The organism is Micromonospora sp. NPDC047740 (genome assembly GCF_043204735.1).
Lineage (GTDB): Bacteria > Actinomycetota > Actinomycetes > Mycobacteriales > Micromonosporaceae > Micromonospora.
Genome location: NZ_JBIDCT010000020.1, coordinates 86,637 through 106,747, shown reverse-complemented (window position 1 = coordinate 106,747; position 20,111 = coordinate 86,637). Strand labels below are relative to the sequence as shown.

Below are 20,111 nucleotides of genomic sequence, written 5' to 3'. Positions count from 1 at the left end.
GCCGGCGCCGGTCAGCCGGCGGCCGGCGTGGTCACGGCGCGGTGCAGGGTACGGCTCTCCCCCACCGCCAGGTCCCACAGGTCCTCGGCGGCCCGCCCGCTGGCCTGCCACGCCTGCCTGGCCTGCTCCAGCGGAGCCAACGGCGCCTCGGCGGAGAGCGCGAAGGTCCCCCAGTGCATGGTGGCCATCCGTCGGGCGCCCAGGTCGCCACAGGCGCGCACGGCCTCGGGTGGGCTCATGTGCAGCGGCTTCATAAACCAGCGGGGCAGGTAGGCGCCGACCGGCATCAGGGCGAGGTCGACCGGGCCGTGGCGGCGCCCGATCTCGGCGAAGTACGGCCCGTAGGCGGAGTCCCCGGCGAAGAAGACACGCAGGGGTCCGACCCCGGTGGTGGGGCCGGCACCGGCGTCGGCGGCCGGGTCCACCGGGTCGGCGCCGGCCCGGGCGGCGGGGCCGGCGTCGGCCGCCAGCATCCAGCCGCCCCACAGGCTCTGGCAGCCGTCGAAGAGCGTCCGGCGGCTCCAGTGGTGCACCGGGACGAACTGGAACTCCACCGCGCCGAGGCGGGCGCTCTCCCACCAGTCCAGCTCCACCACGGAGGTGAACCCCAGCCGGCGGAACCACCAGCCGAGGCCGCCGGGCACGAGCATCAGCACGCGGCGCGGCAGCCGGCGGATGGTGGGCGCGTCGAGATGGTCGAAGTGGTTGTGACTGATGACGACGGCGTCCACCGGGGGCAGGGCCTCCCAGCGCAGGCCGGGCGGAGTGAACCGCGGCCGCACCCCGGGGATGCGGCGCGACCACACCGGGTCGGTGAGCACCACGAGCCCGCCGATCTGGAGCACGAATGAGGCGTGGCCGACCCAGGTCGCCACCACCTCGCCCGCGCCGGCGGGCGGCAGTCGGTCGGCGGTGGGGTGGACGGGAATCCGGTCGACCTGGCTGAGGTCGGGCCGCATCCCGCCCTCGGTGATCAGCTTGCGGACCGCCCGGGAGTCGGGCACCGGATGGGTCAGCCGGTCGGCGAAGCTGGTCGGCCAGCTGCGCCCACCACGCTTCTTGGCAAGCATCCTGTCAAAGACGCGATAAACACTCCGCGGATACCTCATGCCCTACCCCGATGTTTTCGTCGGAAAGATTGAGTCTGGCGGCCTGTTACGCACATAGCTACGTCCGATTGACCGTATGCCGAGCGTGGTATTTGCGCTAGCGTGTCGTGCATGTCGGCGACCACAGACACCGACAGGCCACGTATGTCCTGTCTGGACGAATTACCTCGAGAGTTGTTCATCGGAGGCAAGTGGTCGCCCGCGAACGACGGTCGTCTGCTGACGTCCGTATGTCCGTCCACGGGAGAGACACTTGCGACGGTCGCCCACGCCCATGCCACGGACGTGGCCCGGGCCGTCGCCGCGGCGCGCGCCGCCGGCCAGCCCGGATCCCGGTGGCACCGGATGTCCCCAGCCGCCCGGGCCCGGCTGCTGCACCGGGTCGGCGACCTGATCCTCGCGCACGCCGACCGGCTGGCTCTGCTGGACTGCCTCGACAACGGCAAGCCGCTGCGGGTGGCCCGGGCGGGCGACGTCCCGGCCGCCGCCGCGGTGTTCCACTACATGGCCGGCTGGCCCGGCCGGCTGAACGGCGAGAACGCTTCGCTCTACACCGCCAGCCCGGAGCGGCATGTCGCCCTGACCATGCCCGAGCCGGTGGGTGTGGTGGCGGCCATCATCCCGTGGAACTTCCCGCTCTACATGGCCGCGGCGAAGGTGGCGCCCGCCCTGGCAGCGGGCTGCACCGTGGTGCTGAAGCCAGCCGAGCAGACGCCGCTGTCCGCGCTGCTGCTCGGACAGCTGGTGCGCGAGGCGGGCGTGCCGGCGGGCGTGCTGAACGTCGTCACCGGCGACGGTGACACCGGCGCAGCGCTCGCCGCGCAGCCGGGCGTCGACAAGGTCACGTTCACCGGGTCGACGGAGGTCGGGCGCAGCATCGTCCAGGCCGCGGCCGCCGACTTCCGCCGGGTGACCCTGGAGCTGGGCGGCAAGTCGCCGAGCATCGTGTTCGCCGACGTCGACCTGGCTCGGGCGATGGACGGCGCGGCCCATGCGATCTTCTACAACCAGGGCGAGACCTGCGTGGCGGGGTCCCGGCTGTACGTGCAGCGGCCGGTGTTCGACGAGGTCGTCGCGGGGATCCGGGAGCGGGCCGCGGCGATCAGGCTCGGCGACGGCCTGGACCAGGACACGGACATGGGGCCGTTGATATCCGCGGAGCACCGGGCGAGGGTGCTGTCGTACCTGCGCTCGGCGCGCGACGGCGGCGCGCGGGTCACCGGCGGCCAGGCGCCGGACTCGCCGGGCTTCTTCTGCACCCCGGCGGTGGTGACCGGGGCCGACCCGCAGGCGCCGGTGGCCCGCGAGGAGGTCTTCGGCCCGGTGCTGGTGGCGCAGGCCTTCGACACTGTGGAGGAGGCAGTGGCGCTGGCCAACGGCAGCCCGTACGGGCTGGCCGCCGGCGTCTTCACCCGCGACCTGGGGCTGGCGCACCAGGTCGGCCGCCGGCTGCGGGCCGGCACCGTGTGGGTCAACAGTTGGCACGTTCTCGATCCGGCACTGCCCTTCGGCGGAATGCGGGAATCGGGCTGGGGACGTGAAATGGGCAGGGCGGGCGTTGACGCCTTTCTGGAGACAAAGACACTGATCAATGACCTGGGCACCCGCCCATGGGGGGCGGTACCTGCTCCGAGGTGAGCACCGGCCGCATTCGGCGGCCGGGCACGTCATGGGGAGGCATCGTGACAAATGAACAGCAGATGGTCGACATCTGGGAGAACATCTTCGGCCGCCAGGTGCGCCCGGATACCGACTTCTTCGACGACCTCGAAGGCGACTCGATGGCGGCGGCGGCCATCGTGCACTGGGTGAACATCGTCTTCGGCGTACAACTGCCGATGATCGAGGTTTTCGACCGGCCCACCCCGGCGGAACTGACCGAGGCGGTGCACCAACTGCGGGCCGCCGCCGCGCGATAGCCCCCGCCGCTCGCCTCCCTGCGCCCTCTTGCCCGGTCGCCGGGCATCGCCGGTCGACCACATTCCACGGGACCGTCCGGAGCACATCTCCGGTCAGATTATTTGTACCACCTTGTCCACAATCGACCATCCTGGGGGGAACGTAATGGACATCACGGGACCGGAGCACCACCCATCGTCAGCCATCGTCCCACCGGCCCCGCGGTCGGCAGCGTCCCGCGCGGACGCCTCGGGCACCCGCTCGGCGCCCATGAGCGACCTGCAGTACGCGTACCTGCTCGGCGAGCTGGGCGACTTCCAGCTCGGCGGCCCCGCCCTGTTCTACGAGGAGTACGCCTGCCAGGAGCTGGATGTCCGCTCGTTCAGCGCGGCCCTGCACCAGCTCATGCGCCGGCACGAGATGCTCCGGGCGTCCTTCGACGAGACGGGCCTGCTGCACGTCCAGGACGAGCTTCCCGTACCGCTGATCTACCGGTCGCTACGCGGCCAGCCGGAGCATGTGTGGCGACGGATCCTCACCCGCAATCGGGAGCGCTGTTACGACGAGGGGCCACCGCGCGACGGGCACGCCCCGTTCGAGGTCTTCGTCTTCGCCCTGGACACCCACGTTGTGGTGCAGGTGTGCGCGCGGCTGCTGGCCATCGACGGATTCTCGGGCGAGATCTTCGCCCAGGAGCTGCGGGCGCTGCTGAACGGCGAGTCGCTGCCCCCGCTGCGGTACACCTTCCGGGAGTACCGCAGCGAGTTCGAGGGGCGCAAGGACAGCGACGAGCACGAGCGGGCCCGCCGCTACTGGCTCAACCGGCTGGACAGCCTGCCCGCGGCGCCGGAGCTGCCCCGCCGCCGGATGACCGGCGACCCCAGCCCCCGCCTCGTGCGCCGGGTCTTCAAGCTCACCCCCGAACAGTGGACCAGCCTGGCCGCGCGCATCAGGAAGAGTCGACTCACGGGCACCATGGTGCTCGGCGCGGCGTTCTGTGAGGTGCTGCGGCACTGGTCGAAAAACCCCGACTTCACCATCAACATCATGTACGGCGACCGGCTGCCGTTTCACCCGGACGCCGACAAGATCATCGGCAACTTCAGCAGCACCCTGCTGATGGAGTGCCGCCAGGGCGGCGCGGGCGACACCTTCCTCGACCGGGCCCGCGCCTGGCGCCGGCAACTGCTTCAGGACATGGAACACTCCTCCTTCAGCGGGGTCTCCGTCATCCGGCAGCTCAACCAGCGGCAGGGCAACGCCCGCAACGCGCTGATGCCGGTGGTGTTCACCAGCATGCTCGGCGTCGGGGAGGCGGACACCGGGGTCTTCCTGGAACACCTCGGCTGGCAGCGGCTGGAGGGCAAGGTCCGCACGCCGCAGGTCGCGTTGGACCACCAGGTGTTCGTGGCCGGCAACGCTCTGGTCACCACCTGGGACAGCGCGGACGACCTCTACCCGGCGGGCATGATCGACGACATGTTCGCCGCGTACCGGTCCCTGCTGATCCGGCTGGCCACCGAGGACGAGGCGTGGGGGACGGAATCGTTCGATCTCACCCCGGCGGCCCAGCTCAAGATCCGCGAGCAGGTCAACGACACGGCGGCGCCGGCCCGGGTGGTCACCATGCACGAGCTCTTCGAGGAGCAGGCCGAGCGACAGCCGGACCGGCTCGCGGTGATCGCCGGCGGCCGGGAGATCACCTACGCGCAGCTGCGCGACCAGGCCAGCGCCGTCGCGGCGGAACTCGTCGCCGCCGGGGTACGGCCCGGCGAGGTGGTCGGTGTGCAGGCGCTGCGCGGTGCGCACCAGATCATCGCGTTGATCGGGGTTCTGATGGCCGGGGCCGCGTACGTGCCGGTCTCGCCGCGGTGGCCGCGCCGACGCCGGGAGCAGGTGGCCGAGATCTGCGGACTACGGGTGCTGCTGGCCGACCGCAGCGTCCAGGGCGAGGAGCCGTACCCGGGAGCGCGGACCGTCGACATCGCCACCGCCATCGCCTGCCAGGACGGCGCGGCGCGGCCGGCGGTGGACGTCGACCCGGAGTCGCTGGCGTACGTAATCTTCACGTCCGGCACCTCCGGCACGCCGAAGGGGGTGATGATCTCGCACGGCAGCGTCGTCAACACGCTGGTCGACATCAACGAGCGGTTCGGCCTCGGCCCCCGCGACCGGGTGCTCGCCGTCTCCGACTACACATTCGACCTGTCGGTGTGGGACGTGTTCGGGATGCTGGCCGCGGGCGGGGCGGTGGTCGTGCCGACACCCGGGCAGGAACGGGAGGTCACCCACCTCTACGAGTTGTGCCTGGCCGCCGGGGTCACGGTGTGGAACAGCGTCCCGGCCTACTTGGCGATGTTCGTTGAGTTCGTACGCACGAGCGGCCGGCACTCGCTCACCGAGCTGCGGCTGGCCATGGTCAGCGGCGACTGGGTGCCGATCAACCTCGGCGCGGAGCTGGCGGAGATCGCGCCGCACGCCGCGTGCGTGAGCCTCGGGGGCGCGACGGAGGCGTCGATCTGGTCCAACTACCACCCGGTGCCGGTGCGGGTGCCCCCGCACTGGATTTCGATCCCGTACGGCCATCCGCTACGCAACCAGCGCTTCCAGGTGCTCGACGCCCGCCTGATGGACCGCCCCGACTGGGTGCCGGGCGAGTTGTTCATCGGCGGGCGTGGCCTCGCCCTGGGCTACCTGGGCGACGGGGACCTGACCGCCGCGTCGTTCCTCGTGCACCCCCGGCGGCAGGAACGGATCTACCGCACGGGCGACTGGGCCCGCTACTGGCCCGACGGCACGCTGGAGTTCCTGGGCCGGGAGGACCCACAGGTCAAGGTCAACGGCTTCCGGGTGGAACTCGGCGAGATCGAGGCGGCGCTGCTGGCTCATCCGGCGGTCGCTGACGCCGCCGTGGTCACCCGTACCGACGGACGGGCCGTGTCGCTGGTCGCCTTCGTGGCCTCGCAGACCCCGGCCGAGCAGCTGGTCGCGCAGCTGAAGGCCCACCTTGAGGCCCGGTTGCCGGACTACATGGTGCCGCGCAGCATCGACGTGCGGCTTCGGCTGCCGCTGACCGCCAACGGCAAGGTCGACCGGCGGCAGCTGGCCGAGCGGGCCGCCGCCGTGGGGGCCGCCCGGCAGGTCGGCGACGACGCGCCCCGCACCGCCACCGAGCGGGCCCTGGCCGCGCTGTGGCAGGAGCTGTTGGACGTGCCGGAGGTCGGCCGCGCCGTCGACTTCTTCGCCTACGGCGGCAGTTCGCTGCTCGCGGCGCGCCTGATGAACCGCATCGAGCAGCAGTTGGGGCGGCGGCTGCCGCTGGCCACGCTGTACACCTCGGGCACCGTCGGGGAGCTCGCCGCCCTGCTCGACGCCGCAGGCGGCACCGGGCCGGCGCGCAGCCTGGTCCCGCTGGCCGACAACGGGCACCGCCCGCTGATCCTGGTGCACCCGGTCGGCGGCGACCTGCTGTGTTACCGCCCGCTGGTGGCCGAGCTGGCGCAGCGGCACCGGGTGCTCGGCCTGTCCGCGCCGTCCCCGGCGCAGCCGGGCGTGACCATCGAGGAGTTGGCCACCCGCTACCTGGCGGAACTCGCGCCGGTCATCGCGAACGAGCCACCGGACCGGACGGTCCGGCTGGCCGGCTGGTCGCTGGGCGGCGTGGTGGCGTACGAGATGGCCCGGCGGCTGCGGTGGCAGGGACGGAATTGTGCGGTGGTGCTCATCGACCCCTGGGTCGGCTGCGGCACCGGCCGCCCGGTCGACGACGCCACCCTCGTGCAGGCGTTCCTGCACAACCTGGCTGGCGCGCCGGTGGAGGTGCCGAGCGACCCGTGCGCCACGGACACTGTCCAGGAGACGCTACGCCGGACGTGGGCGGCGCCGCCGCCGCAGCTCAAGGAGCTGAAGTCGGTGACGTACGCCGAGCTGCACGACATGTACCGGGTTTTCGAGGCCAACACCCGGGCGCTGCTGCGGTACTCGTTCGTCGCCGAGCAGGGTCTGGAGCTGGACGTGGTGGAGGCGGCGCGGGGGCTGACCGGGCCGGCGGCGGGCTACCTGTCGCCGCTGCGGCACGCCGCGGCGGCGCTGCAGGCCCGCTTCCACGTGCTGGAGGGCGACCACTTCACGGTGGTGAACCGCGATCAGGCGCAGGCCGTGGCCCAGCTGGTCGACCGGATGCCGTAGGCCGGACGCGCGCAGGCCCGCGACGCCGGTCGTGCGCGTCGCGAGCCCAGCCCCGGGGCGGCGCCCGGCGACGCCGCCCCGGGGTGTCAGGCGACGCCGCCGGAGGTGACGAACGCCGTGTGCAGGGCATCGCGGATGCCCGGGCGGGAGCCGAAGACCAGCAGGAAGGTCGCCTCCCGCACCAGGCGCTGGGCGTGCTGATCGAGCAGAACCGCGCGGCTGCCGGCGGCCACGGCGAGGTTCGCGCTGGCCCGCAGCGCCAGCTCCGAGGCGGCAGCCCGGGCCGCGGGCATGGTGTCCGGGTCGGCGGCGTCGAGGCGGTCCCGGACGGCGTCGAGCTGCTGGCGCAGCCGCGGCTCATCGGCCAGCTCGATCGCCCGGTCGGCCACCCCGAGCGCGAGGGAACCGTTGAACCGCAGCGTCGCCGGGTCGCGTTGCCGCCACGCCTCGAGCGGCATCTGGTTGGCGACGCGGTCGGCGGGCACGAAGTGGTTGTCGAAGGTGACCGTCACCGTGCTGCTGGCGTTCACCGCCGACATCCGCAACGGCTCGACGGCCAGCGTGCCACTCGTCGCGGCGTCGACCAGGGCGAAGACCAGCGTGTCGTCGGGCAGCCGGGCGGCCACGTAGATCGTGTCGATCAGGCCCCAGCCGCTCACCCACGGCGCGGCGCCGGAGAACAGGAACCCGCCGTCGGCCGGCGTCGCCACCAGCGCTGACGGACCGGGCCGCACCGCCGCGCCGATCGCCAGTCCCGCCCGGCGCCGCCCCGTGGCCAGCGGCTCCAGCCAGGCCGCACGAAGCTGGGCGTTGCCGGTGTTGGCCGCCGCCATCACCGCGTTGTGGTGCTGGGCCCAGACGAACGTGGTGGTGAGGCAGCCGCTGGCGAGCGTCTCGATGACGCGGCACACCGCTGGGAAGCTCGGCAGGTCGAGGCGGTTGAACTCCGGGGGCGCGGCCAGTCCGTAAAAGCCCTGCTCGGCGAGCAGGTCCAGGTGGGAGATCGGGACGCGGTCGGCGCCGTCGACCGCAAGCGCGGCGGGGAAGAGCGCCTCGTCGGCGATCTCGCGCGCCTGCCGCAGGCTCGTGGACTCGTCGATGGAGACAGTCACAGCAGTGCCCTCCGTTCATGGGGCCCTCGGGGGCCGGTGGTGCGGGCCCACGGGCCCGGTGGCGCGTCGGCCGCCGCGGTGGCTGGCCCGCCAGCCACCGGAACTCGCCTTCACTAGTATCCTCGTGCGTCTGCGGAAGACGAGCCAATACCCGTTATGATGCTAGGACATCTCCCCTGACAGATCACGCACCGGAGGGCGCCGTGGCAGGAGAACCTTCGTTCATCGAGTTCGCAGTTCCGGTCCCCGAACGCACCCGGGAGTTCTACGAGGCGCTGTTCGGCTGGAAGTTCACGATGCTCACCCACGGGTCGTACATCGAGATGCCGGGCGCGGCCCCGGGCCTGGAGGCCGGCTCCCACCCGGACACCGACCCCCCGCACATCATCGTCTACTTCGGGGTGGACGACCTGGCCAAGGCCGTCGAGCGGGTCAAGGAGCTGGGCGGCGAGGTGGGCCCGCTGCGGCCGCCGAGCCCGCAGTACGGCGCTTTCGCCGAGTGCCGCGACAACCAGGGCGTGGCCTTCGGCCTGCGGGAGCTGCCCAAGGCCGGGTGACCGGCCGTCCGGATGCGACGGGGGTGGTCGGCGGCGCGCCGGCCGCCCGCCGGCCCCGATGCACCGCCGTGGCACGCATCCGCGCCTCAGGAAGGCGTGCCCGGCAGGCGGCCCGGGTCCGTCACCACCGCCGCGGCCAGCTCCACGTAGTCCTTGACGAGCTGCCGCGCCCAGTCCGGAGTGAACCGGTCGCGGTCGCACATGACGACGGCGGTGAGCGCGTCGCCCTGGGGTACGACGACGAACTCCAGCGCGAACCGGCTGCGCTCCAGCTGCGCTTCGAGGTCGTCCAGCTCGTCGCCGCTCATGTCGGCCCTCGGCACGAACGACCCGAGCAGCTGGAACATGACGTCGTCGGTACGGCCCTCCCCCGTGACCGTCCCGGGCGGCAGCAGCTGCGCCGGCAGCTCCTGGTGGCGCAGGCCCTCCATCACCACGTTGCGCACCTGCCGGAGCAGGTCGGTGAACGGCTCGGCGGCGACCACCCGGCCCCGCAGCAGCACCATGGACACGAAGAAGCCGACCGTGTCGCGGACCTCCGGCCGGCTGCGGTTGGCGAACAGCGACGCGACCGTCAGGTCCGACTGGCCGGTGGCCCGGTGCAGCACCAGGTAGAACAGGGAGAGCATCACCGGGAAGAGGGTGGTGCGTTGCTTGCGGGCGAGCTGGTGCAGCCCTTGCGCCACGTGCGGGTCGATGGTCAGCTCCACCGACACCCAGGCCGGCTCGCCGGGGCCCCGGGGGACCTCGGCGCGCTCCGGCAGGCGCACCAGCCGCGCCCCGTCGAGCTGCCCGCGCCAGTGGCCGAACAGGGCCCCCGAATCCGGCCCGGAGATCAGCTCCCGCTGCCATGCCGCCCACGTGGCGTACTGCCATCCGACCTCCGGCAGCTCCTCGCCGTGGTAGAGCGCGCGGACGTCGCGCGACAGCAGCGCGTTGGACCAGTCGTCGCTGACGTAGTGGTGCATGGTCAGCACGAAGATGTGGTGCTCGGGGCCGACGGTGATCAGCGTGGGCCGGGTGGACCACACGCCGATGTCCACGGCGGTGGTCAGCTCGGCGGCGATGTGCTCGCGGGCGGCCCGCCGGGGATCGGCGTGCCCGGACACGTCCACGCGAAGCAGCTCGACCGGGCGCGGCGGATTGATCACCTGGACGAGCTGGCGCCGCCGAGCGACGAACGTCGTCCGCAGCGACTCGTGCCGCTCGTGCAGCCGGTCCACGACGCGGCGCAGGGCGGCGATGTCGCAGTCCCCGCGCAGGTGCCACACCACCTGCTCGTTGAGTGAGTTCTGCTGCCCTCGATAGTGGTCCATCAGCCACAGGAGGCGTTGACCCACCGAAGCCGGTTCCTCTCGCATGCCGGCGACGCTACCGCAGCAAGCGCGTGGTTACGAGTGTCCGGCAGATACTTCAACAGTCTCCGCAAACACTCCTTGACACGAGTTTCGGGGAGCCCGAATAATCGGCGGCGGACGCGGGTGGTGCACGCCGTACCGGTCCGCCGGGAGGCCCCTATGACAGCCGTTCGCGCGCCACGGGTCAGCTTCGACGTCTCGGACCCGCGGCTGCTGGCCGACCCGTTCCCGACGTACGAGCGGCTGCGCCGCACCGGTGCCGTGCTGAGCAACGGGCCGGGGCAGTGGGTGGTCCCCGGCTACCGCGAGGTGGCCGCCCTGCTCAGGGACCAGCGGCTGACCAAGACCCTGCCGGAGCAGTACTACCGCTTCACCGTCGGGGACCCGGACCTGAGCGGCTTCTTGTCCGGGCAGAACCTCGGCCAACGCAACCGGCTCGCCAGCCGGGTCCTGGTCAGCTCGTTCAGCCCCGGCCTGGTCCGGCGGCTTGGCGAACGCATGACCTCCCTCGTGGACGACCTGCTCGAACCCGTGCTGGCGACCGGCCGGATGGACCTGGTCGCCGACCTTGCGCTGCCCTTCCCACTGATGGTCATCTGCGATCTGCTCGGGGTGCCGGCGGCCGACCGGGCCCTGCTGTGGCCGCACGCGGCACAGCTGGTCCGGGCCTTCAGCGACGTGGCGTTCCGCAGCGACCGCGACGTCGGCGAGGCGGTTCGCTCGCTGCGCTGGCTGCGCGCGTACCTCGGCGACCTCGTCGAGGACGGCCCCGGCGGCGACAACCTGCTGACCCGGATGGCCATGACCGAGTCGGACGGGCAGCGGCTGCGCCGCGAGGAGATCGTCGACAACGCCATCACGGTCTTCTACGCCGGCTTCGAGACGTCGATGGGCATGATCTCCAACGGCATGGTCGCCCTGCTGGAGCACCGCGACCAGCTTGCCCGGCTACGGGCGGGCACCGCCAGCACCGCCACCGCGGTCGAGGAGATGCTGCGTTACGAGGCGCCGATCCAGGTGACCATGCGCAGCCCGGTGGAGCCGGTGGAGGTCGCCGGCCGAACGGTCCGCCCCGGCCGGGTCCTCTACCTGCTGGTCGGGTCGGCCAACCGGGACCCGGAGCAGTTCGGCGAGCCGGACCGCTTCGATGTCGGCCGCCGACCCAACCAGCACCTCAGCTTCGGGGCCGGCGTCTACCACTGCCTGGGCGCCGCCCTGGCCCGCGCCGAGGGCGTCGCCGTGTTCGACCGGCTGCTGCGCCGCACCAGCGCCATCGAGTTCGACGGCGAGCCGGTACGCCGGCCCCGCTTCAACTTCCGCACGTACGACCACGTGCCGCTCACGGTGCGCGCGGCGTGACGGTGACCAGCACGAGGCGCCCGCACCCGGCCGCCAGGAAGCGAGGACGGCGTTGAACCTGCACGACGACCCGGCCGAGGCCGCGTTCCGCGCCGGGCTGCGCGAGTGGCTACGGTCCCGCCTGCCGGACGACGACCCGTCCCGTACGTGGAGCACCGCGCAGCTGCGCGAGTGGAGCCACGACCTGTCCGAGGCCGGCTACGCCGGCATCACCTGGCCGAAAGAGTACGGCGGCCAGGGCCTGACCGCCGCCCACCAGGCCATCTTCGCCGAGGAGACCGCCCGCGCCGGCGCGCCGGAGCACATCAACATCATCGGAATGAACATGGTCGGTCCGACGCTCATCGCGCACGGCACCGACGAGCAGAAGGCGCGCTACCTGCCCGGCATCCTGTCCGGTCGTACCCTGTTCTGCCAGGGGTTCTCGGAGCCGGAGGCCGGCTCGGACCTGGCCGCGGTGCGCACCACGGCCCGGCGGGCAGAGCCGGACGGCTACCTGCTCGACGGCGAGAAGGTCTGGTCCTCCTACGCCCACCTGGCCGACCACTGCCTGCTGCTGGCCCGCACCGGCCCCGCCGAGCCGAAGCACCAAGGGCTGACGTGCTTCCTGCTGGACATGCGGGCGCCGGGGGTGAAGGTGTCGCCCCTGCGGCAGCTCAACGGCGACACCGACTTCAACCAGATCATCCTGACCGATGCCCCGGTCGGCGACGCCGACGTCGTGGGCGAGGTCGGCAGGGGCTGGTCGGTGGCGCTGTCCACGCTGGCCCACGAGAGGGGAACGTTCGGGGTCACCCTCACCGCCCGGTTGGTCGCGCAGTTCGACCGGTTGCTGCGGCTGGTGCGAGAGGTCGGCGCCGACGGCGACCCGGCCGTCCGCCGCGAGCTGGCCACGCTGCACGCACGGTTGCAGGGGCTGCGGTACACGGGCTACCGGTCGCTGGCCGCGCTGCGCCGCTCCGGCGAGCCCGGCGCGGAGGCGTCCATCCTCAAGCTCGAATGGTCGCTGCTGCACCAGCGGGTCTGCGCGCTCGCGCTGCGCGTACAGGGCCCGGCGGCGCTGCTCGACAGCGGTGACGCCGCCTGGCACGGGTACTGGCAGCGGCAGCGGCTCCGCAGCCGGGCGAACACGATCGAGGGCGGCACCTCCGAGATCCTGCGCGGGATCGTCGCCGAGCGCGTGCTGGACCTGCCCAGATCCCGCCAGTGACCACCGGCCGGCGACGACACGGAGAAGACCATGGATTTTGCCCTCACCGATGAGCAGCGGGAGATCCGCCGGGCCGCCCGCGACCACCTGGAGCGACGCTACCCGGCGACGCGGGTGTGCGCGCTGGCGGAGGGCCCCGGCGGGAGCGAGGCGGGTGCCTGGCCCGAGCTGATCCGGCAGGGCTGGCTGGACGACGACCTGGGCATGGTCGAGCTGGCGCTGCTGGCCGAGGAGAGCGGGCGGTGCCTGCACCCGACGCCGTGGTGGACGACGGTCGCGCTGGCCGCGCCGTACGCGCGGGCCGCCGGAGAGCCCCTGACCGTGCCGGCGACGTTCGCCGACGGCGCCCCGGACGGCGCCGCGCCAACCGGCGCCGGGACCGTGCGGGCCACCCGCTCGCGTCGGGGCTGGTCCCTGACCGGGCAGGTGCCGGCGGTGCCGCAGGCGGGCGCGGTGCGCTGCGTCGTGGTACGGGCCCGTACCGAGGAGGGGCCGGCCGTGTTCGCCTGCGACACCGGGTCCCCAGGGCTGGTCGTGGAGGAGCTGTCGACGCTGGACACGCTGCGCCGGATGGCCCAGGTCCGGTGGGACGGCACGCCGGCGCGGCTGCTCACCGAGCCGGCCCGCACGCCGGAGGTGGCGCGTCTGGCCCGGCTGCGTGGCGGCGCGCTGCTGGCCGCCGAGGCGGTCGGGGTCGCGGCGGGCGCGCTGGACATGGCCGTCACCCACGCCCGCCAGCGGGAGCAGTTCGGGCGGCCGATCGGCAGCTTCCAGGCCGTGGCGCACCAACTGACCGACGCGTACGTCGGCACCGAGCTGGCCCGGTCGCTGGCGTACCGGGCCGCTTGGCTGGTGCAGAACGATGCCGAGGGGTCACTGGCGTGCGCGCAGGCGGTCGACGAGGCGGTGCTGGTGGCGCGCGACGCGGCGGTGCGCACCTGCGAGACCGCCGTGCAGATCACGGGCGGGATGGGGGTGACGTGGGAGTACCCGCTGCACCGGTGGCTGCGCCGGGCGCTGTGGCTGGACGCCTTCCCGGGGTTCGGCGACGATCCGCACGGTCGGGTGGCGGAGCGGCTGCTGCGGCGCGGCGACGCGGGCGGGATCACCCCGACCACGCTGGACGGGCGTTAGCGTGAAGCCGTCCGTCGACAACCGAGGAGGTCGGAGTGGTCAGCCCCGAAACCGTCAGCAGCATCGCCCTGTCGCTTCCCGGAGCGCACCAGTCGGCGCACTTCGACGTGACCGACTTCCGCGTCGGCAACAAGATCTTCTGCACCCTTCCCAAGCCCGGGGTGATGGGGATGCGCATCGACGTCGCCGAGCAGGCGGCGCTCATCAGCGAGGACCCGGCGACCTTCTCGGCGCCGAACAACAGGTACGGGCAGAACGGCTGGACCTTCGTCGAACTGGCGACGGTCGACCCCGCGCAGCTGCGAGAACTGATCACCGATGCGTGGCGCCGGCTCGCGTCCAAGAAGTTGCAGGCCGAGTTGGACGAGGCCGGCGCTTCCTGACGCCCCGTCACGCGATTCCGATGGCCCGGCGCCGCCGGAGCATCACGCGAAGGGACGGAGACACCCTTGGGCACCAGGCGCACCATTGACGCCGAGTCGATCTTCAAGCTCCTCGAACTCGGTGACTACCTCCTGCCGTACACCATCCGGGCAGTCTGCCTGCTCGGCGTGGCCGACCATCTGGTGGACGGGCCGGTGCCGATGTCCCGGCTGGCCCGGGTGACCGGGACCCACGAGCCCACCCTCCGCAAGACGCTGGAGTACCTGGCGACCCGGGAGCTGTTCGAGCTGGTGGAGCCGGATGGCGTGGCGCTGACCCCGCTGTCGGACCTGCTGCGCGAGGGGCACCCGTACTCGGCGCGGGACATCTTCCTGTCGCCCGTGGCGTGTACCCGGGCGATGGAGGGGCTCGCCGAGTCGATCCGCACCGGCGGGCCCGCGTTCGACGTGGTGCACGGCCGGTCCATGTGGGAGCACCTGAGCGCCCAACCCGAGGACGGGGAAGCGTTCGACAAGGTGATGAGCGGGGTCACCGGGATGGAGCTGCTGGCGGTGCTGCGGGCCTGCGACTGGCGGCGCTTCGCCAGCATCGTGGACGTCGGCGGCGGCAACGGCGGTTTCCTGGCCAGCCTGCTGCGCCGGGTCCGGGGCGCCCGGGGCGTGCTGTTCGACCTGCCGGGCGTCGTGGCCAACGCCCCCGAGGTCCTGGCCGCGGCAGGGGTCGCCGACCGGGTGGAGGTGGTGCCGGGCAGCTTCCTGGAGGGGCCGATTCCGCCCGGCGGCGACGCGTACGTGCTCAAGCGCATCCTCTACAGCTGGAGCGACGACGAGGTGGTGGGCATTCTCGGCCGGGTCCGGGCCGCGATGACGCCGCACAGCCGGCTGTTCGTCATGGAGGCCGGACGGCAGGACGCCGAGGTGCCGACCCTGGCGCGCCGCATGGACCTGCTCATGCACACCCTCACCGCGGGCGGCGCACGGACCCTCGAGCAGCAGGGCGAACTGCTGGGCCGGGCCGGGCTACGGCTGGTCCGCAACGTCTCCACCCCCATGTTCCCGATCATCGAGGCGGCGCCCGCGTGACCGGTCCGCTCGGCTGGCTGGACCGGCCCGACGACCGGCGCGGCATCCGGTTCGCCGAGCCCGACGGGTCGTGGCGGCTGTGGTCGTACGCCGAGCTGGCGGACCTCGTGCGCCGGTACGCGGGGGTGTTGCGCGGCGCCGGGGTGGGCGCGGGCGACGTGGTGTCGATCGTGGAGACCACCGGCCCCCGGTTCGTAGGGCTGCTGTTCGGCACCATGCTGGCCGGCGCCGCCGCCTCGCCGGTGGCGCCACCGCCGCCCTTTGGGGACCGGGCACGCTGGGCCGAGCACCTGCGCGGCGTGCTGGGGGCCAGCACGCCGCGGCTGGTCGTGCACGACCCCGCGCTGTCCCTGGTGGCCGACGTGTGCGCCGAGGCGGGCGTGCCCGCGCACGACGGCGAGGAGTTGCTCGCCGCCGCCGACGGCCGCTGGGCGCCGACGCCCCGGCCGGCCGGGCTGGCGCTGGTGCAGTTCACCTCGGGCAGCAGCGGACGGGTGCGCGGGGTGCGCGTGCCCCATCCGGCGCTGGCGGCCACCGTCGCCGGCATCCAGCGGTGGCTGCGGATGACGCCCGACGACCCGACCGCCTCCTGGCTGCCCGTGCACCACGACATGGGCCTGGTGGGCTGCCTGCTGGCGCCCGTGGCCACGGGGTCGGACCTGTGGCTGATGTCGCCGGGCGACTTCGTCCGCCGGCCGCTGCGCTACCTGGAGTGCTTCGGCCGGCGCGGCGCCCGGCTGACCGCGATGCCGGCCTTCGGACTGGACCACATCGTCCGGCGGGTGCCCCGCGAGGCGCTGGCCGGGATGGACTTCTCGGCCTGGCGGGCGGTGATCGTCGGCGCGGAGCGGATCCCGCCGGCGCTGCTGGCGGAGTTCGCCCGCTTCGCCGCTCCGCACGGGCTACGCCGCGAGGCGCTGCTGCCCGCGTACGGGCTGGCCGAGGCAACGCTGTCGGTGACTGGCGTGCCGCTGGACACCGGCTGGCGCACCGCCACCGTCGACCGGGGCGAGGTGGTGGGCTGCGGACGCCCGCTCGCCGGCGCGCGGGTGACGGTGGTGGACGACGACGGCCGAGCCGTTCCCGACGGCGTGGTCGGCGAGATCGTGGTGCGCGGCCCGTCCGTGGCGGCGGGCTACCTGCCGGCGGTCGCGGACCGCACCGTCAGCGGCACCCGGCTGCTCGATGGCGAGGTACGCACCGGCGATGCGGGTTTCCTCGACAGCGGGGAGCTGTTCGTGCTGGGCCGCCTCGGCGACGGCGTCAAGGTGCGCGGCCGGATGCTGCTCGCCGAGGACATCGAGGCGGCGGCGGTTTCGGCCTGCGGGGCGCCGGCCGGGCGGATCACGGCCCTGCTCGGGCAGGTCGGCGACACGCCTCGGGTGGTCCTGCTGCTGGCCCGGCCCGAGCCGGGCTGGCTGCCGGCGGCGTGCGACGCGGCCACCGCCGCCGCGGAGGGGGTGCCGGTGGAGCCGGTGGTCGTGCCGGTGGGTGCGGTGGCGCGCACGAGCAGCGGCAAGCCGCGCCGCCGGCTCATGTGGCAGGACTACCTCGCCGGCCGGCTCGACCTCAGTGTGCCGGCGACGGATGACCGGCCGGCGGGGGTGCCGGCGGCGACGTGACCTGCGGTCAGCGGGGCTGGCCGGCGGGCAGCCCGAGCGCCTCGCTGACGTGGTCGAGCACCTCGGCCTGCCGGTCGATCAGATAGAAGTGGTGCCCGGGAAGCACCCGGAGCTGGAATTCCCCGGTGGTGCAGCGCCGCCAGTCGGCGACGTCGGGCACGTGCGCCTCCGGGTCCTCGTCGCCGGTGATCGCGGTGACCGGCACCGACAGCGGCGCGCCGAGGGTGGGCCGGTATGTCTCGACGAGGCGGTAGTCGGCCCGCAGCGTGGGCAGCAGTGCGTTGCGCAACTCCGTGTGCGCCAGCGCCTCGTCGGTGGTGCCGCCGAGGCGGCGCAGCTCGTCCCACAGTTCCTGGTCGCTGCCGAGGTGCTTGACGCCCGGCCGGTGGTGCTGCGGGGCCGGGCGGCCGGAGACGACCAGCCGGCGCGGCGAAACGCCGAGGCCGTGTTCGAGCCGGTGCGCCACCTCGTACGCGACGGCGGCGCCCATGCTGTGGCCGAACAGGGCGAAGTCGGTGTCCAGCAGCGGTTGCAGCGCGGCGACGATCCCGTCGACCATGGTGGCCATGTCCCGCACGCACGGCTCGTGGATGCGGTCCAGCCGGCCGGGATACTGCACCGCGACGACCTCGACCTCAGGGGACAGCCGCACGGCCCACTGCCGATAGAAGGTCGCGTTGCCGCTGGCGTACGGGAAGCAGACCAGGCGTCGGGTCGCGGCCGGACGCGGCCGGTAGCGGCGCAGCCAGGACGCGGCCGCCACGGTCGCCCTCACGGCCGCGCCGCCTCGTCACCGGCGGCGGCGATGGCCTTGAGGTCGTCGTCGGTCAGCGGCCGGGGCGGGGTGGACGACAGCAGCTCCGGCGGCCCGAGCCGCAGCGTCAGGTCCTGCCACAGCTTGCACAGCGACAGGTGGTACTGGCCGCGGCGCAGCGGGTCCTGCCGTTCCCGGACGGCCTGGTGCAGCTCGGTGAGGGCGTGCGCGATGCCGGCCGGCCACAGGCTGCGGAAGATGTGCCGGTACGACGGCACGGTGTCCGGTCCGAGCACGACGGCACTGGGCGCCTGCGCGTCGTCCGGCATGGTGGCGTAGTGCGGGTCGGCGTTCGGGTCGGCGACCTCGCGGGGGAAGTCGGGGCGCGCGGACCAGACGACCGGCCCGTGGGTGTTGACCAGGGTCAGGTTGCCGGCCTCCGTGCCGATGCTGATCCGGTGCATCAGGTGGGCGTAGTTGTCCGGGTCGGCGGGGTCCATCTGGTTCTGGACACGCAGGGTGGCGGGTACCCCCGCCAGCACCCCGTCGAGGCTGCGGAACGGGATGTCCAGGGTGGTCGCGGCGCGCACCGGCGGGGCCGACTCGGGCAGGTCGCCGAAGGCGAACGGCCGCACCCCGCCGAGGGCCTGCCCGAGGATGTCCAACAGGGAGTAGGCGAGCTGGAACCCGGCCGCCGCGTCGACGTAAAGCGGGCGCTGCCGCCGCGTCAGCTCCTGCGCCGCCGCCACGAACCGGCGTACGGGGGCGACGTGGGTATAGAACGGGTTCAGGTGGTAGACGACGCCGTGCCGGCGGGCGGCGCGCAGGTTCTCCGCCAGCTCGTCGTGGTGCAGGGGGTGTTCCTGCAGCACGTGGATGCCGCGGGCCATGAGCGCGCGGGCCAGTTCCGAACCCCGGCCGCCGAGCAGGCCGCCCCGGATCACCACGCACGCCATGTCGATGTCGTCGGGCAGCTGCTCCGGGTTCGTGTACAGCGGCGCGTCGTAGCGGCGGGCGCAGGCGCGGGAGCGTTCGCTGCCGGCGCCGAGCACTCCGGCCAACTCGAAGGGCAGGTCGGGGTTGCGGAACGCCTCCAGGTAGACCTGGCCGAATCGGGCGCCGCAGACGACGACCCGGGGACGCTGCGTCAAAGTGCCTCCTCCACGTGGCCGCCGGCGTGGGCGGCTTCGCCGTCGAACACCGTCAGGCCGCTCACCGCGGCCGAGCCGGCAAGCAGGTCTACCGCGAGCTGCGGGTCGAGCGCCTCCCCCGCGTGGTGCAGGCCGGCGGCCAGGGTCCCCTCGGTGAGCGCCGCCACGGCGACGGCCGCGAACGCGCCGGTGAGCGAGCTGGCACTGTCGCCGCGCAGCACGACGGTGTGCGCGGCACCGGCGACGGTGGTCAGCTCCACGACGATCAGCTGGTAGGTGGCGCGCCCGAAGGCGTCCAGCTCGGCGGCGCGGCACAGTGCCTCGGGGGCGTTCCCGCCGGCTGGGGGCTGCCGCAGCACCTGCGCGACGTGCGGGCCGGCGAAGACGGAGTGCCAGGTGGCGTCGGTGACGCCCAGGACCCGGGCCACCCGTTCCAGCTCGGTGCTCAGATACGGCACGGCCGTGGCCGGCTCCGGGAAGAACGGCAGCTCGGCGTCTGTGCGGGTGGGCAGCGGGTGCCGCGCTCGCCCGCCCCCGGTCAGCGCCGCCCCCGCCTGGCCGAACCCCTCTCCCACGCGCAGGTAGTCGGCGGCGGCGGTGGCGGTGAACCGGTCGCGACCGCCGAGGTAGCCGAGCAGCGCGCGCGGCGGGTCCAGCAGGGTGGCGGCGAGATAGCGGGGTAGCAGTGCGCTCAGGCCGGGCATCATGCCGGCGGAGATCACGGCGGTCCGCCCCGGCGCCCGCGCCAGCAGGGCCCGCGCCTGCTCCCACAGAACGTCGTCGCCAGCGGCGTCGACGTAGTCCGCGCCGGTGGCAAGCGCCGCCCGCGCCACCCGGTCCTCGACGAGGTAGGCCGGGCCGGCGCAGTTGAGCACGACGTCGCAGCCCGCGCAGTAGCGGTGCAGCGCGTCGGTGTCGGCGATGTCGAGGACCTCGGCGGTGGGCGGGGAACCGCCGGTGGCGGCGAGCCCGTGGCACAGCGCGTCGAGGGGGGCGCGGCGGCGGCCGGCGAGGCGCAGCGCGTGCCGGCCCCGACGGTGCAGCTCGGCCACGGCGGCGGCGCCGACCGCGCCGGCCGCGCCGACGACGCCCACCACGGGGGCCGGCCCGGTCACCGGGAGCCCTCGCCGACCGCGCCCGGTGTTGTGGAACCGCCGGCCCCCAAAAGCGACCCTTGGGGACCGCGGGGCAC

General features: G+C 73.4%; 16 protein-coding genes. 10 read left to right on the top strand and 6 right to left on the bottom strand.

The annotated features are described in order from the left end of the window. Positions 1 to 11: 11 nt before the first annotated feature. On the bottom strand, positions 12 to 1,070 hold the full coding sequence (locus ACGF4F_RS30230; protein ID WP_357441776.1) for an MBL fold metallo-hydrolase: 1,059 nt from the start codon (positions 1,068 to 1,070) through the stop codon (positions 12 to 14). A gap of 150 nt (positions 1,071 to 1,220) precedes the next feature. Between ACGF4F_RS30230 and ACGF4F_RS30225 the strand changes: the two genes are divergently transcribed. The 3 genes from ACGF4F_RS30225 to ACGF4F_RS30215 all read left to right on the top strand — a co-directional run bounded on the left by ACGF4F_RS30225 (position 1,221) and on the right by ACGF4F_RS30215 (position 7,196). Continuing rightward, entirely contained in the window at positions 1,221 to 2,747 is a 1,527-nt protein-coding gene (locus ACGF4F_RS30225; protein WP_393082584.1) for an aldehyde dehydrogenase family protein, read from the top strand. A 44-nt stretch (positions 2,748 to 2,791) separates the two neighbouring features. Beyond that, positions 2,792 to 3,028 (top strand): acyl carrier protein, encoded by a 237-nt coding sequence (locus tag ACGF4F_RS30220; RefSeq protein WP_073834367.1) that lies wholly within the window; start codon positions 2,792 to 2,794, stop codon positions 3,026 to 3,028. Positions 3,029 to 3,278: 250 nt separating this feature from the next. Continuing rightward, positions 3,279 to 7,196, top strand: coding sequence for an amino acid adenylation domain-containing protein (locus ACGF4F_RS30215; RefSeq protein ID WP_357441778.1), 3,918 nt, complete (start codon positions 3,279 to 3,281; stop codon positions 7,194 to 7,196). 86 nt (positions 7,197 to 7,282) lie between these two features. On the opposite strand, the gene ACGF4F_RS30210 is transcribed toward ACGF4F_RS30215, so the two are convergent. Continuing rightward, complete coding sequence (locus ACGF4F_RS30210; RefSeq protein ID WP_357441780.1) at positions 7,283 to 8,308, bottom strand: acyl-CoA dehydrogenase family protein; 1,026 nt, start codon at positions 8,306 to 8,308, stop codon at positions 7,283 to 7,285. A gap of 203 nt (positions 8,309 to 8,511) precedes the next feature. Here ACGF4F_RS30210 and ACGF4F_RS30205 point away from each other — a divergent pair, with 203 nt between their 5' ends. After that, positions 8,512 to 8,865 carry a VOC family protein gene (locus ACGF4F_RS30205; RefSeq protein ID WP_073834315.1) on the top strand — a complete coding sequence of 118 codons (354 nt, stop codon included), beginning with the start codon at positions 8,512 to 8,514 and terminating at the stop codon, positions 8,863 to 8,865. A gap of 86 nt (positions 8,866 to 8,951) precedes the next feature. On the opposite strand, the gene ACGF4F_RS30200 is transcribed toward ACGF4F_RS30205, so the two are convergent. Continuing rightward, positions 8,952 to 10,226, bottom strand: a complete 1,275-nt coding sequence (locus ACGF4F_RS30200; RefSeq protein WP_393082578.1) for a condensation domain-containing protein — start codon at positions 10,224 to 10,226, stop codon at positions 8,952 to 8,954. 156 nt (positions 10,227 to 10,382) lie between these two features. On the opposite strand from ACGF4F_RS30200, the gene ACGF4F_RS30195 reads away from it, so the two are divergent. The 6 genes from ACGF4F_RS30195 (at position 10,383) to ACGF4F_RS30170 (ending at position 17,014) form a co-directional block, all read left to right on the top strand. Continuing rightward, positions 10,383 to 11,582, top strand: coding sequence for a cytochrome P450 (locus tag ACGF4F_RS30195; protein ID WP_393082575.1), 1,200 nt, complete (start codon positions 10,383 to 10,385; stop codon positions 11,580 to 11,582). A gap of 52 nt (positions 11,583 to 11,634) precedes the next feature. Further along, the gene (locus ACGF4F_RS30190; RefSeq protein WP_393082572.1) at positions 11,635 to 12,792 is read left to right on the top strand and encodes an acyl-CoA dehydrogenase family protein; all 1,158 of its coding nucleotides are present in this window, start codon (positions 11,635 to 11,637) and stop codon (positions 12,790 to 12,792) included. Positions 12,793 to 12,822: 30 nt separating this feature from the next. Further along, complete coding sequence (locus ACGF4F_RS30185; protein ID WP_393082569.1) at positions 12,823 to 13,926, top strand: acyl-CoA dehydrogenase family protein; 1,104 nt, start codon at positions 12,823 to 12,825, stop codon at positions 13,924 to 13,926. A 35-nt stretch (positions 13,927 to 13,961) separates the two neighbouring features. Continuing rightward, positions 13,962 to 14,309, top strand: coding sequence for an MmcQ/YjbR family DNA-binding protein (locus tag ACGF4F_RS30180; protein ID WP_357441789.1), 348 nt, complete (start codon positions 13,962 to 13,964; stop codon positions 14,307 to 14,309). Positions 14,310 to 14,375: 66 nt separating this feature from the next. After that, positions 14,376 to 15,392 (top strand): methyltransferase, encoded by a 1,017-nt coding sequence (locus ACGF4F_RS30175; protein WP_357441791.1) that lies wholly within the window; start codon positions 14,376 to 14,378, stop codon positions 15,390 to 15,392. Next, positions 15,389 to 17,014 carry an AMP-binding protein gene (locus ACGF4F_RS30170; protein ID WP_393082565.1) on the top strand — a complete coding sequence of 542 codons (1,626 nt, stop codon included), beginning with the start codon at positions 15,389 to 15,391 and terminating at the stop codon, positions 17,012 to 17,014. Before ACGF4F_RS30175 ends, ACGF4F_RS30170 begins: the two co-directional genes overlap by 4 nt. A 7-nt stretch (positions 17,015 to 17,021) precedes the next feature. Here ACGF4F_RS30170 and ACGF4F_RS30165 read toward each other — a convergent pair whose 3' ends face one another. The 3 genes from ACGF4F_RS30165 to ACGF4F_RS30155 are packed head-to-tail and all read right to left on the bottom strand — an operon-like array spanning position 17,022 to position 20,034. Then, a complete protein-coding gene (locus ACGF4F_RS30165) occupies positions 17,022 to 17,789 on the bottom strand; it encodes a thioesterase II family protein (RefSeq protein ID WP_393082562.1) in 768 nt (255 codons plus the stop codon). Further along, complete coding sequence (locus tag ACGF4F_RS30160) at positions 17,786 to 18,919, bottom strand: Gfo/Idh/MocA family oxidoreductase (RefSeq protein WP_357441795.1); 1,134 nt, start codon at positions 18,917 to 18,919, stop codon at positions 17,786 to 17,788. The genes ACGF4F_RS30165 and ACGF4F_RS30160 overlap by 4 nt, the downstream gene beginning before the upstream one ends. Further along, the gene (locus tag ACGF4F_RS30155) at positions 18,916 to 20,034 is read right to left on the bottom strand and encodes a saccharopine dehydrogenase NADP-binding domain-containing protein (RefSeq protein ID WP_393082559.1); all 1,119 of its coding nucleotides are present in this window, start codon (positions 20,032 to 20,034) and stop codon (positions 18,916 to 18,918) included. The genes ACGF4F_RS30160 and ACGF4F_RS30155 overlap by 4 nt, the downstream gene beginning before the upstream one ends. Positions 20,035 to 20,111: the final 77 nt, after the last annotated feature.

Coding starts and splice junctions, on each gene's coding strand:
- ACGF4F_RS30230 (WP_357441776.1), bottom strand. CDS start 1,070: ATGCTTGCCAAGAAGCGTGGTGGGCGCAGCTGGCCGACCAGCTTCGCC.
- ACGF4F_RS30225 (WP_393082584.1), top strand. CDS start 1,221: ATGTCGGCGACCACAGACACCGACAGGCCACGTATGTCCTGTCTGGAC.
- ACGF4F_RS30215 (WP_357441778.1), top strand. CDS start 3,279: ATGAGCGACCTGCAGTACGCGTACCTGCTCGGCGAGCTGGGCGACTTC.
- ACGF4F_RS30200 (WP_393082578.1), bottom strand. CDS start 10,226: ATGCGAGAGGAACCGGCTTCGGTGGGTCAACGCCTCCTGTGGCTGATG.
- ACGF4F_RS30195 (WP_393082575.1), top strand. CDS start 10,383: ATGACAGCCGTTCGCGCGCCACGGGTCAGCTTCGACGTCTCGGACCCG.
- ACGF4F_RS30185 (WP_393082569.1), top strand. CDS start 12,823: ATGGATTTTGCCCTCACCGATGAGCAGCGGGAGATCCGCCGGGCCGCC.